The organism is Anaerolineales bacterium, assembly GCA_019637805.1.
GTDB lineage: Bacteria > Chloroflexota > Anaerolineae > Anaerolineales > UBA11579 > JAMCZK01.
In genome coordinates this window covers 276,347-288,288 of record JAHBVB010000001.1, presented here as the reverse complement: position 1 = coordinate 288,288, position 11,942 = coordinate 276,347, and the positions used below count along the sequence as shown (strand labels likewise).

Below are 11,942 nucleotides of genomic sequence, written 5' to 3'. Positions count from 1 at the left end.
TGGCTAGAAAAGGTCCGGCTGGCTGTTTGGACCGGCCAGTCGGTGGGAGATCAGGATGGTGAAAAATCCCAGACTCATCAGGATCAGGCTGGCGGCGATGGCGGCTCCCAGGTTGCTTTCGAACGCGTTGTAAATGAACAGGGTCATGGTTTGCGTGCGGCCGGTGATATTGCCGGCGAACATCAGCGTGGCGCCAAATTCGCCCAGCGAGCGCGCCCAGCTGAGCGACAGGCCGGTCAGCACCGAGTTGGCCGCCAGGGGGAAAGTCACTCTCCAGAAGACTTGCTGGTTGCTGGCCCCATCCATGCGGGCGGCTTCCTCGACACTTAGCGGCACGCTCTGAAAGCCGGTCTGCGCGGCCCGAATGTAGAAGGGCGCTGCGACGAAGATCTGGGCAATCACCACGGCTGCGGTGGTGAAGGGCAGGCTGATGCCCAGGGCTTCCAGGCTTTCGCCGAACAGGCCGCGGCGCCCCAGCGCCAGCAGCAACGCCAGCCCGGCCACCGTAGGCGGCAGGATGATGGGCAGTTCGATCAGGGCGGTCAGGGCGCGTTTGAAGGGGAAGTTGCGCCGGGCTAGGAAATAGGCGATCGGCGTGCCCAGCACAAAGATGCACAGTGTGGCCAGGCCCGTGGTGAGAAAGCTGAGTCCGATGGCCGCCAGCAATTGCGGGCTGGCGAGCTGCCCCCAATCCACACCCACCCCGCGCAGCACGACCGCCAGCATGGGCAGGACCAGCAGCAGACCCAAGAGCAGGCCGAGGCCGGCGCTCAGGCTGGATTGCAGTTTTTGCCAAAAGGGAATCATTGTCCTGGTGAGTCTAAATTAGTCTATCATGGAATAATCCATGATAGACTTTTGAGCATGCGCATTCCTTTGCCCGATGAAACCATTCTGGGCTTGCTGGCCGCAAGCCCGCAGCACGGTTACCAGCTCTTGGCGCACTTCGAGGCCAAGAGCGAACTGGGTCGGGTATGGACGCTGAGCCGCAGCCAGCTCTACGCCGTGCTCAAGCGGCTGGAGGCCAGCGGGGCCGTGCGCGGCCAGAACTTCAGTTCCGGCAGTTCGCCCACCCGGCGAGTTTACACCTTGACCGAGGATGGCCGGCGCCTGCTGGATGCCTGGCTGCAGCAGCCCCAGCTTTCTGCCAGCATGCGCCAAATTCGGGTGCAGTTCATCAGCCGCTTGTACATCGCCGGTCTGCTGGGCAGGCCCGCTGGTGACTTGATCGCCCGGCAGCGACAGGCCTGCCTGGCCCAGCTGCAGCAGGTGCAGGAAGCGTTGAAGCGGGCCGGCTCCCCCAGCGAGATGATGGTTCTGGACTTTGTGCAAGGACAGCTTGAGGCGGCTCTGGATTGGTTGGATCGCTGCGAAGCGATGCTGGCAAGTTCCCCACATATACAGGAGAAGCAATGAAAAGATTTGACAAGCTTCATGCAATTGTGCTCGGTTTGATGGTTTTGTCCGCCGTGTTGGCGGCCTGTGCCCCGGCGGCCAGCGGTGAGGTCACCGTCTTCGCCGCTTCTTCGCTCACAGATGCCTTCACTGAAATAGGCGCCGCCTTTGAAGCGCAGCACGCCGGCAGCCAAGTGCTGTTCAACTTCGGCGGCTCCTCCCAGCTGGCCACGCAGTTGGCCGAGGGCGCCCCGGCGGATGTCTTCGCCTCCGCCAATCAGGCCCAGATGGCCAATGCCGCCGCGGCTGGGCGCATCTCTGGCGAGCCGGTCTTGTTCCTTACCAATCGCTTGGTGATCGTGGTGCCTGCCGACAACCCGGCCGGCATCCAGACCCCGGCAGACCTGGCCAAGGCCAATCTGCGCCTGGTGCTGGCGGCGCCGGACGTGCCCATCCGTGAGTACAGTGACCAGGCCATCACCGCTTTAGGGGATGCGGCCTATCAGCAGGCGGTGTATGCCAACCTGGTTTCTGAGGAGCCCAATGTGCGCCAGGTCGCCACCAAGGTCGCCCTGGGCGAGGCCGACGCGGGCATCATCTATACCTCAGACGTCACCCCCGATATTGCGGGCCAGGTGCTGCAGATCGAGATCCCTGTCGAAGCCAATGTGATCGCCGTCTATCCCATCGCGGCAGTGGAAGGCGGCCAGCCGGCTTTGGCGCAGCAGTTCATCGACTTCGTGCTGAGCCCAGACGGCCAGGCCATCTTAGCCAAGTGGGGCTTTGGCCCGCGGCCGTAGCCTCGTAGACCTAGCGCCAAATACAAGAGCCCGCCTACATGGCGGGCTCTTTTTTGTTGTATCAGCTTGGTCTGCCCAACAGACTAACGTATGGAGTTGCGTTAGTCTGCGCAGCAGGCTAGCAACTCCCGAAGTTCGCCCGCAGGGCGAACGTATACCCCCACTGCGACTCGAACGCAGGTCCCCGCCTCCGGAGGGCGGTGCTCTATCCACTGAGCTATGGGGGCTTACAGAAAAGCGATTTTAACACGCCGGCGCAACAAAACCGGCAGCGCTTCGTTTCTTTAGTTAGAATCTTTGGCGGGGGTTAAAGAAAATTGCCATCAACCAATCCCCTCAGGTTGATGGCAATGAGCTTTGCCTGATGTACTGTGCCGCGACTGCTGTTATAGTTGGGTTTGTCTCTATTGGAAATAGGCAGCTGTACTTGAAATGTAGACATTTGTACTACTCAGATTCACACAAAAAACGAGCACGAGGTGGGAAATGAACAAAATGTCTCAGCCAAACAACATCAAGGTCGCTATTCTGGATGACCACATCAGCGCTTTGGACAGCTACCAAATGCGCCTGGCTGCCAACAAGAACATCGAGGTGGTAGCCACCGCACACTTTGGCGACGAGCTTGAAGAAATGCTCGACCAGCATGCTGTCGATGTTCTGATCCTGGATGTGGGGGTGCCCAATTCGGCGGAAAATCGAAACCCCTATCCCATTCTGCACATCATTCCGCGCCTGCGCGAGAAATTTCCCAAGATCCACATCCTGATCATCTCCATGTACGAACAACCCACCTTCGTCCGCTTTTTGCTGGAAGCAGGCGCCACCGGCTACATTGTCAAAGAAGATCAGGAAGCCATCATCCGTCTGCCGGAAATTGTGACCTCGGTCAGCACCGGGGGCATCTATCTCTCCGGCCGCTTGCACAATTTGCTGGCGCAAACTTCTAACGAGGAAAGCCGCACGCTCAGCCGGCGGCAGCAGGAAGCCATTTCGTTAATCACGGCTTTCCCGGAGCTGGACACGGATGATCTGGCCAAGCGTATGAGCGTGGCGCCTTCCACAGCGCGCAATCTGCTGTCCCGGGCCTACAAACGCCTGGGCGTGCATAGCCGGATCGCGGCGGCTCATCGCGCCCGTGAATTGGGCTTGCAGATCATCTTCCCCGAAGAACCCGGCAAATAACCTTATATGGCCACGCGCGCCAACAGGCGCTGCACCGGGGCCAGCATTTGATCCAACAGCTCGCCAAGCGGCGAGCTGTTTTTCAGCTGCATCTGCGATAAGTGCTGGCGGGCCTGCTTTTCTCGCAAGATGAGTTCATTAATACAGTAGCTGATCGCGCCGCTGCTGACCAGGATGCTTTGCGCTTCTTGCAGTGCGGCCGATTCGTTCACCTGGCTGCGTAGTTCCTTGAAGCGAGTTTGCTGGCCGTGGGGCGCCAGTTCAGCGTACAAGATCGTCAAGGGCGAACGCCCCTGCAGCCAATCCACGTTGGCTGGCGCGCTAAGGCAGTCGTTCAGGTCATCGTGGATTTGCAGCATCTCGCCAAATAAGGCCCCAAATTCATAGCACTGGGTTGCACTTTCCCTGCCCGCTCCTGCGAACAAGGCGCCTAAATACAGTCCGGTGGCGAAATACGGCGAACTCTTGGCGTGGGCCACCGCCCAATAGTCCTCTTCACTGCTTGGGTTTTGCACATCCAGCTCCTGCCCATAGGCGGTGTCCATTTGCATGCGGACAATGGCGGCGATGGCCGGCTGGCTGACCTCAGGTTGGGCGTTTTGCAGGACGTCAGCCGCCATGCCCAGCAGGGCGGTGCTCAGGTTGGCGGCACGCCCCATGCCGATCTGGTGCTGCAGGCCACGCGGGTCCTCGTCGAGAAGGTCGTCGACCAGCAAGATGCCCATATGTGCGCAGGTCATGGCCGCCAGGGCCGGCGTCAGCAGGCTCTCATCGCCGCCGGTGGCCTGGCAGGCCCGCAGCGGGAAATCCCAGGCCACCGGCTTGTGCGTCAGGGCCCTTTGGCAGGCTTGTTGCAGCTGCGGCCAGCGCAAGGTTTGCGGATGCTCTAACAGCAGGTTGACGGCTTTTAAATACCTTTCCATTTTTCCTCCTCTATTACAATGGCACACACAGAGGGCGGCTAAACAGCCGCCCTCTGTGAAGGTTGGTTTACTCCGTCCAGGCGTCCCAGGCCAGCTCTGAACGAACGGCCAGGACCTCGCTGAGCGAGGCCTCAGTGATGTTGAAAAGCTCGGTCACCAAAGCGGGTTGCTCATCTTGGGCGAAGAGGGAAGCGTGAAATGCTTGAATGCTCATGGAGAATCTCCTTTTCTTGTTCATAGTTAGGAAATAGGGTCTACGTATGATGAGCGGTTGGTGTCTGCAGCAATCACCTCCTTTCTAAAAACCATGATGCAAAGCAGCGTTACTTCCGGGGGCCGCCGTTTAGGCGAGATCTTCTTGCCCGCCTTTGTTCTCTGGGTGCTGTTTGTCCTTACCTACGCGCGCTTTTACAGCATTCCCTACTTGGGGTTTGAATATCGCGGCGTTAATGGGGAGATCACCGAGGTCCACTTGCCTGAAATGGGTCTGGAGGTGGGCGACGAGATCATGGCGGTCAATGGCCGGGCTTGGCCGGAAGCCACATCGCGCGTGGGGCTGCACTTGCTGGCGTTGAGCCAACCAGGTGATGTTCTGCTCTTGGATGTGCGCCAAGGGGAAACCGTTTCCTTAGTGACCTGGCAGGTGGCTGGGGCAACGCCCAGTGAGTTCTCCTCCCGCTTTTTCAATACCTGGTGGGTCAGCTATGTCTTTTGGTTGGCGGGCACCGTCTCGCTGGTCTTGTTGCGCCCCAAGGACAAGCGCTGGGCCTTGCTGGTGGGCTTCAACTACGTTACGGCCATTTGGTTCATGGCCGGCACGCTTTCGCGCTTTGGGGTGCTGCTTTCACCGATTATTCTGCGCATGGGCATTTGGCTCAGTCTGCCCATCTACCTGCATCTTCATTGGGTCCTCCCCCGTGAGATCCGCACATTGCCCCGGTTTGTTTGGCCTGCCCTGTATGGCCTTTCGATCCTGGCGGCATTGGGTTACCTCTTCGGCTATACTCCGCATGATTCCTACCTTTCGGCTTTCCTGGTGGCAGTCCTGGGGAGCGTAGCTTTGCTCACTTACCGCTTCTTCTTGCGCCAGGCAGAGCGCAAGGAAATTGGCCTGATCCTCTTCGGCGCCGGGGTGGCCTTTTTGCCCGCCGCGGTGGTGGCGCTGACCACCCTGCGGCCGAACGCATCCGCCACCTTGCCGGGTTATGTCATCTCGATGATGGCGTTGCCCGGCGCCTATCTGTACATCGCCATGCGCCGCAGGTTGGGCGATTTGGAAGTGCGCGCCAACCGGGCCATCTCCCTGTACCTGTTCCTCGTGCTGATGGTGACATTCTCTCTGCTGCTGTTGCCTACCACCACCTTGTTGTTTCCCGGACTGACTGGGGCGGGCGGTGTGGTGGTCGTCACAGCCGTGGTGGCCTCTTTGTTCAGCATCCTCGGCTTTTCAGGGTTTCAGAAATTTGTCGAACGTAGGATTCTGGGCATCCCGGAAACCCCGCAGCGTCTGCTGGAGGAATTTGCCGGCCGGCTTTCCACCAGTTTTTCTCACTCCAATCTGGCCGCATTGCTGACCACAGAAGTCTTGCCTGCCTTATTCATTCGCCAATCCGCCCTGATGAATTTCGACATGCGCAGCACAGGCCGCGTGGTCTATTTGCAGGGCGTGAAAGCGGACAACCTGCCAAACCAGTCCCAGCAAAAAGTGCTTGCTAGCTTGTCTGCCAATGCGCTGGTCGATCAGGTGCATTTTGGCCGGGCGCAGCAGTGGGCCAAGGTCAGCCTGCCTCTGGTGGTGGCGGGAGAGCCGCGCGGCTTGTGGCTGCTGGGGCGCAAGGACCCGGATGACCACTACAGCGAGGCGGAGCTGCGTTTGCTGCGTTCCCTGGCCAACCAGATGGCGATCGCCCTGGTCAACATAGGCCAGGCCAGTGACCTGCGCTCACTCTACCAAGCCAATGTGCAGCGCCAGGAGGCTGAACGCATCCACTTGGCGCGTGAGCTGCATGATGACACTCTGGGCCAGGTGGGCGACTTGGTGCGCCAGGTGGCCGGAAGCCAGGTGGGGGCGGAGTTGGCGCCCAAGCTGGAGGGTTTGGTGGGCCAGATCCGCCGCATGATCAACGGCCTGCGGCCGCCTTTGCTGGACCAGGGTCTGTACTTCGCGCTTGTGGAGCAAACTGAGCAGTTGGCCCGCAAAGCCGGCCGGAAACTGAATGTTCGCCTGGCTGTACCCTTAAGCCTGGACCGCTTTGACCCGGAGATTGAGGTTCATATTTTCCGCATCGTGCAGCAAGCGGCTGACAACGCCCTCAAATACTCACGCGCCCGCCACCTGGTGATTGAAGGCAAGATTGATGCGCTCGGTGTGGATTTGACCGTTTCAGACGATGGGGCCGGCTTCCGGTTGAAAGACTCCGCCAGCCTGGACGAATTCCTGGGTAACGGCCATTTTGGTTTGGCGGGCATGCAGGAGCGCGCCGCCATGATGGGGGCCAAGCTTAGCGTGATCACCGCGCCGAAGAAAGGCACACGTGTGCACCTGGCTTGGAGGCGCCCCGAATAGCCAAATTCGGTTGTTAAGGTGCAGCCTGCGTAGGCAGAAGCCTGGGCTAAGTAAGCAAATGTCTCAGCTTTAGCCTAGGCTGTCGCTGCTCCACCAAATTGGCAGATTTGTGCAAATTTGTGCGCATAGCTGGGAAGAACAACAAAAAAGCCCCGCCATTTTGGCGGGGCTTTCGTAAAGGCTTTGGGCTAGTTCTTGGGGACGATAACCACTTTCCGGCGGGGTTCTTCCCCTGTGCTCTCGGTGGTCACTTCGGGGTTGTCGCGCAGGGCGATGTGGATGATGCGTCTCTCGGCGGGCGACATCGGCTCCAGGTTCTGGCGGCGGCCGCTGCTGATCGCCTGCTGGGCCATGCGCTGCGCCAACTGGCGCAGGCTGTCCTCGCGGCGTTTGCGGTAATTTTCCACATCGATCACGATGTGTGCCGAGTGGCCGACTTCTTTGCTGACGATCAGGCGGGTGATCAGCTGCAGAGCCTGCAGGGTTTCCGCCTGGCGACCGATCAGAATGCTCAGGTCGCCGCCGGTGATATTGACCATCACGGGGGCTTCGGGTTCATCCTCTTCGGGCTCCCCCAAGCTGCTTTCCACCTGGGCGCGCACGTCCATATGATGCAGCAACTCTTCCACCGTGGCCTGGGTGATCGCCAATAGGTTTTCGGTGTCTACTGGCAGGTCGCTGTGGGTAGGCTGGCGCCGGCTGGGCGCCGCCGCGGCGGTTTCTTGTCTTTCACCACCGGTGACTGTCAGGCGCACGCGCGCCTGGCGCCCACCCAAGCCAAACAGGCCGCCGCTGCCTTCATCCAGCACTTCGATCTGGACTTGCTCTTCGGAAAGACCCAACTCTTGCAATCCTTTGCGGATCGCTTCTTCTTTGCTGGGGGCAATGATCTCTAAATTGGCGCGATGTTCCATAGGCGTCTGTCGGTTAGTGTAATCCAAAACTGCTTATTTGGCAGTGCTGGGCGTGTTGGCGCTGGCTGCCGCAGGCCGCACGCGCATAAAGTAGTACTGAACGATGCTCAGCACGTTGCTGGTCACAAAGTACAGGGCCAGGCCGGCGGCGTAGATGTACGAGATGTAAGCCATCAGCAGGGGCATATACAGGTTCATCATACGGCCCATCTGGGCGCCCTGGTCATCCGAGCTGGTGGGGGTCATCATCTTGCTCTGGAAGTAAGAAGTGATCATCACCAGGATGGCCAAAACCGGGATGCCGAAGGGGATGCCCGGAATGTTCAGCCGTTCAGGCTGGCCCAGGTCCATCCACAGGAACTGGGCGTTCAGTGGGATCAGCTCAGCCGCGTTGGGCAGCGAGATGCCGCGCGCAAAGTTCAGCAACTGCAGCGGGGTGGCGGCCAGGGCGCGCATGACCGTCCAATACATGGCGAACAGCAGCGGCAGCTGCAGCACGGTGGGCAGGCAGGCCCCAAAGGGGTTGATGCCCATTTCCTGGTAGAGCTTCATTTGCTCCTGGGCCAGCTTTTCGCGATGCTCGGCGCCCTTGTATTTCTGCTGCATGGCCTTCCACTTGGGGTTGCTCTGCAGCTCTTGCATGGCCTTGGCGCTCTTGATCTGCTGCGCGTTGAAAGGATAGGTGACTAGGCGGATCAGAATGGTGAAGACGATGATCGCCAAACCGAAGTTCTCGCCCAGAAGGTTGTAGATCCAGACGAGCACATTGGTAAACGGGACAATGATAAATTCAAGCATGATCTTCCTTCTGCCTAACTTTCGGGGGTAAAGCTCCACACCACAGAGCCGGAGCTGTCCAGGGCGATAAGAACGCTGTCATTGCCGTTCAGACCCAACAGCAGCAGGTCGCCGGCCGCCACCGGGGTGCCATACAGCGCGCCGGCATAGCTTTCCGGCAGAGCCAACTGGCGAGAACGGCCATCCAGGCTGAAGGCATACAAGCTGCCCGCCTCATTGATCACATACAGGCTGTCCTGAAACCAGGTCGGGGCGCCGGTAATGGCGCCGTCGGTTTGACCGCGCCAGACTTGGCGGCCGCTGGCGGCATCCAGGGCGTATAAGTAGCCTTCCAGGTCGCCGATCACCAGCAGGTCATCCACCAGGGCGGCCTCGCCCCATACCCAGCCTTCGGTTTCCGTGCTCCAAGTGATCTGCCCGCGGGTGGTGTCCACGGCCGCGACGCTCTGCGCCAGGGTGCCTACATACAGCATGCCGTCGGGGCCGAGCAGCGGGTTGCTGACCGTCGTGCCGCCCAGGTCCAGGCTCCACAACTCTTCGCCGCTCTGGGCATCCAGAGCGTACAGCATATGGTCCATGCTGGCGACATATAGCGTGCTGCCGTCGCTGGTGGGCTGGCTCCAGATGGGCTCGCCCGCGGTGAAGCTCCATTGCAGGCTGCCGCGGTTGTCCAGCGCATACAATTTATGGTCGGAATTGGGCGCATACACCAGTTGGCCCACAGCCAGGGCAGAGCCAATGTAGCGGTTGCCGCCGGCGCTAAACGCCCATTGCTGGGAGCCTGTGTCCGCATCCAGGCTGTAGAAGACGTGGTCGTACCCGCTTACCAGCAGGTTGTCGTCCGCGCCGGTTTGCACCGGCGCATAGCTGCTAAAAGAGCCGCTTTCCGCGGGGAAGCGCCAGGCTTCGGCGCCATTTGCGGTTTGCACAGCGTAGACGTGCTGGTTGTAGGCCACATAGGCCACACTGGCGTCCTCATTCACGCTGACGCCAGGCCAGCTGCCCGCGTCCTGCGGCGTGCCGCAGGCGGCCAGCAACAGCATCAGGGGCAGCAAAATAAACACATGCGTTTTCTTCATCGGGTAGATCAATCCATTTCTGTGGAGTTAGGGTACCGGGTCGTAGCCGCCTTTGCTGAGCGGGTTGCAGCGCAAAATGCGCAGAAAGCCCATCCAGCCGCCTTTGAGTGCACCATATTTGTAAATGGCCTGATAGCTGTAGTGCGAGCAGGTGGGGTAGTAGCGGCAGGTGTCGGCCGGTAAAGTGTGCGAAAGGGTCTTCTGATACAGGCGGATAGGCGCAAGCAGCGCCAAGCGCGGCAGGTTTTGTACGGAAAGCGGCAGAGATTTGAGCGACGGCGAACGGTGCTCTTGGATCTCTACCTGGGGGTGGGTGTGAGTGCTCATTCTTGCTTTAGCAATCCGGCCTTGCCCAGCAAGGCCTCCAGAGCTGTTTGCACCTGGGTGCTTTTGGCATCCCGAATGCCCGTGCGCGCCATCAGCACTAGGTCCAAATCCGGTTGCAGCCGCTTGATCAGCGGCTGCAACCCGGCACGGATGATGCGTTTGGCGCGGTTGCGTTGTACCGCTCCGCCAAGTGCCCGGCTGGCACTAATGCCAATGCGCAGGCCCAAATTTTCGTTGCTCAGCCAAAACAACACCAGATAGGGGTGAGCGGCCGATTGGCCGCGCCGCCGCACACGCTTGAAATCATCGTTCTTGCGAAGACTTGAACCACGTTCCACCTGGCGGTGCGCCTCGCTCAAGCCCGTGGGCTGTACAAGCTCCCGGGCTAGCTGTTCCAGTTGACCTTTTTGACGTGCTGGTTGGCGCTCACGGTCAGGCTGTGGCGTCCGCGCAGGCGGCGGCGTTTCAGGACCGCGCGGCCATCTGCACTGGCCATGCGTTTGCGGAAGCCATGCACACGCAAGCGACGGCGAATCTTGGGTTGATAAGTTCGTTTAGGCATCGTATTTCCTTACTCTTTCGCAATCAAACTTTGCGATTATACCGCATAGCTGGGATCTCTTTCGAGAATGCGCAGCCGTCGGGACTGCTATAATGGCGGCGAATTTCTGGAGGTTTAACTATGAGTGAAACGACAAATGTCCCAGAGTACGGTCCGCCTCCGATGGATGTGCTCATCTCTGCGCTCGGCGCCTTGGTGATTGGCGCGGTAATCTGGGCTGGCGGCTTTGCCACCTTTTGGGGCGTGGATTACCTGACCTCAATGTTCGGTATCTATCCGCCTGCCGATCAGCTGCTCAACAGCGCCATACGCGGCGCCTTCGTGGGGATCCCCATCCTGGCTGGCTTGGGCGCGGCCTGGGCTTCTTTCCGCTTTTTGCTTAAGCTCGACTGATTACTCGTCTTCCGGGGCAGACATGCCGGGCTGCTGGACCTCCAGCAGCTCCCCGTGCAGGTTAATGCGCACGCGGAAGCCGCTCATCCCCAAATAGGCTCGGCTGCCCTCTGGCAGCCCTGACTCGAGAACCTGGTCGAATTGCTCATCCATGTTCTCGAGTTGTTTTTCTATCGCCGCTCGCGTGAAGATATCTTCTTGGCCCAACATTTTGGCCGCTTGCTCGCTCAAAATGTCTTCATGGCCTTGCAGCAGCGACTTCAGCTGGGCCAGCACCTGCCGGTCCACTTGCTCTGAAGGCACATGGCGGCGAAAACCGGCGTCGTTGACCACGTAGAACGCTTCTTCGCCTACGTTGGTGGTGTCCACCGGCTGGTCAAACTCGTCCACCACCAGCCCGCCAAACAAGGCTTGCCTGGCCATCAGGCGTGGGTATCCCAGAGCGGTTCAGAAATCCCCTTCTGCTGGTTTTCGTAGCGCGCCATCACGAATAAGGCATCCGAGAGCCGGTTCAAGTAGTGCAAAGCCTCTGGGCGCACCACGTCCTCGCGTCCGAGGGTCACCAGGCGGCGTTCTGCCCGGCGGCACACGGCCCGGGCTAGTTGTAAACTGGCCGCGCCGGGGCTGCCGCCCGGCAGAATGAAATTTTCCAGCGGACCCAGTTGTGCGTTCAGTTCATCGATCAGCTCTTCCAGGGCTTCGATATGTTTTTGCGCAATGTGGGGCAGCTTGTACTCTGCGCCTTCATCGGCAGGGAAAGACAGCTCCGCCCCCAGGTGAAAGAGCAGGTTCTGCACCACCGGCAGGGTCTCGGCCAGGCGGGGCGCCAACCCCTGAGCCAAGGCCAGGCCCAGCAGAGAGTTGACCTCATCCACCGCGCCGTAGGCGCGTACACGCGGGTGGTCCTTAGGCACGCGTTGCTTGCTGCCCAGCGCGGTGCTGCCATCGTCTCCGGTACGGGTATAGATCTTGGTTAATCGCGGCATGGCGCGATTATACA

The 11,942-nt window shown here is 59.9% G+C and carries 16 protein-coding genes and 1 tRNA gene; 5 read left to right on the top strand and 12 right to left on the bottom strand.

Translation table 11 applies throughout. The features are described 5' to 3' along the window. Window positions 1–3: 3 nt before the first annotated feature. Window positions 4–807: an ABC transporter permease gene (locus KF885_01425; GenBank protein ID MBX3047814.1), complete on the bottom strand. Its 804-nt coding sequence runs from the start codon at window positions 805–807 to the stop codon at window positions 4–6. A 57-nt stretch (window positions 808–864) separates the two neighbouring features. On the opposite strand from KF885_01425, the gene KF885_01420 reads away from it, so the two are divergent. Both KF885_01420 and modA read left to right on the top strand, forming a co-directional pair. Beyond that, window positions 865–1,416 (top strand): helix-turn-helix transcriptional regulator, encoded by a 552-nt coding sequence (locus KF885_01420; protein ID MBX3047813.1) that lies wholly within the window; start codon window positions 865–867, stop codon window positions 1,414–1,416. Beyond that, window positions 1,413–2,195, top strand: coding sequence for a molybdate ABC transporter substrate-binding protein (gene modA, locus KF885_01415; GenBank protein ID MBX3047812.1), 783 nt, complete (start codon window positions 1,413–1,415; stop codon window positions 2,193–2,195). Before KF885_01420 ends, modA begins: the two co-directional genes overlap by 4 nt. A 155-nt stretch (window positions 2,196–2,350) precedes the next feature. Here the strand turns inward: modA and KF885_01410 are convergent. Then, a tRNA-Arg gene (locus tag KF885_01410) sits at window positions 2,351–2,422 on the bottom strand. A 259-nt stretch (window positions 2,423–2,681) separates the two neighbouring features. On the opposite strand from KF885_01410, the gene KF885_01405 reads away from it, so the two are divergent. Next, window positions 2,682–3,380, top strand: a complete 699-nt coding sequence (locus KF885_01405; protein MBX3047811.1) for a response regulator transcription factor — start codon at window positions 2,682–2,684, stop codon at window positions 3,378–3,380. 2 nt (window positions 3,381–3,382) lie between these two features. Here the strand turns inward: KF885_01405 and KF885_01400 are convergent, their stop codons facing one another. Both KF885_01400 and KF885_01395 read right to left on the bottom strand, forming a co-directional pair. Further along, complete coding sequence (locus KF885_01400; GenBank protein MBX3047810.1) at window positions 3,383–4,303, bottom strand: polyprenyl synthetase family protein; 921 nt, start codon at window positions 4,301–4,303, stop codon at window positions 3,383–3,385. Between the two features lie 67 nt (window positions 4,304–4,370). Beyond that, window positions 4,371–4,517 carry a hypothetical protein gene (locus KF885_01395; protein ID MBX3047809.1) on the bottom strand — a complete coding sequence of 49 codons (147 nt, stop codon included), beginning with the start codon at window positions 4,515–4,517 and terminating at the stop codon, window positions 4,371–4,373. Window positions 4,518–4,577: 60 nt separating this feature from the next. On the opposite strand from KF885_01395, the gene KF885_01390 reads away from it, so the two are divergent. After that, entirely contained in the window at window positions 4,578–6,869 is a 2,292-nt protein-coding gene (locus KF885_01390; protein MBX3047808.1) for a hypothetical protein, read from the top strand. A 188-nt stretch (window positions 6,870–7,057) separates the two neighbouring features. Here the strand turns inward: KF885_01390 and KF885_01385 are convergent, their stop codons facing one another. Genes KF885_01385 through rpmH form a run of 6 tightly spaced genes read right to left on the bottom strand, consistent with a single transcriptional unit; the run spans window position 7,058 to window position 10,549 of the window. Then, window positions 7,058–7,783, bottom strand: a complete 726-nt coding sequence (locus KF885_01385) for a Jag N-terminal domain-containing protein (GenBank protein ID MBX3047807.1) — start codon at window positions 7,781–7,783, stop codon at window positions 7,058–7,060. 33 nt (window positions 7,784–7,816) lie between these two features. Then, a complete protein-coding gene (locus KF885_01380; GenBank protein MBX3047806.1) occupies window positions 7,817–8,581 on the bottom strand; it encodes a YidC/Oxa1 family membrane protein insertase in 765 nt (254 codons plus the stop codon). A gap of 14 nt (window positions 8,582–8,595) precedes the next feature. Beyond that, window positions 8,596–9,660, bottom strand: a complete 1,065-nt coding sequence (locus KF885_01375) for a PQQ-binding-like beta-propeller repeat protein (protein ID MBX3047805.1) — start codon at window positions 9,658–9,660, stop codon at window positions 8,596–8,598. Between the two features lie 27 nt (window positions 9,661–9,687). Next, complete coding sequence (gene yidD, locus KF885_01370) at window positions 9,688–9,987, bottom strand: membrane protein insertion efficiency factor YidD (GenBank protein ID MBX3047804.1); 300 nt, start codon at window positions 9,985–9,987, stop codon at window positions 9,688–9,690. Further along, window positions 9,984–10,346: a ribonuclease P protein component gene (gene rnpA, locus KF885_01365; protein MBX3047803.1), complete on the bottom strand. Its 363-nt coding sequence runs from the start codon at window positions 10,344–10,346 to the stop codon at window positions 9,984–9,986. The genes yidD and rnpA overlap by 4 nt, the downstream gene beginning before the upstream one ends. 26 nt (window positions 10,347–10,372) lie before the next feature. After that, window positions 10,373–10,549 (bottom strand): 50S ribosomal protein L34, encoded by a 177-nt coding sequence (gene rpmH / locus KF885_01360; GenBank protein ID MBX3047802.1) that lies wholly within the window; start codon window positions 10,547–10,549, stop codon window positions 10,373–10,375. Window positions 10,550–10,669: 120 nt separating this feature from the next. Between rpmH and KF885_01355 the strand changes: the two genes are divergently transcribed. Further along, on the top strand, window positions 10,670–10,942 hold the full coding sequence (locus KF885_01355; GenBank protein MBX3047801.1) for a hypothetical protein: 273 nt from the start codon (window positions 10,670–10,672) through the stop codon (window positions 10,940–10,942). Here KF885_01355 and KF885_01350 read toward each other — a convergent pair whose 3' ends face one another. Beyond that, on the bottom strand, window positions 10,943–11,365 hold the full coding sequence (locus KF885_01350) for a hypothetical protein (protein ID MBX3047800.1): 423 nt from the start codon (window positions 11,363–11,365) through the stop codon (window positions 10,943–10,945). It lies immediately after the preceding gene. After that, on the bottom strand, window positions 11,365–11,928 hold the full coding sequence (locus KF885_01345) for a cob(I)yrinic acid a,c-diamide adenosyltransferase (GenBank protein ID MBX3047799.1): 564 nt from the start codon (window positions 11,926–11,928) through the stop codon (window positions 11,365–11,367). Before KF885_01345 ends, KF885_01350 begins: the two co-directional genes overlap by 1 nt. Window positions 11,929–11,942 lie beyond the last annotated feature (14 nt).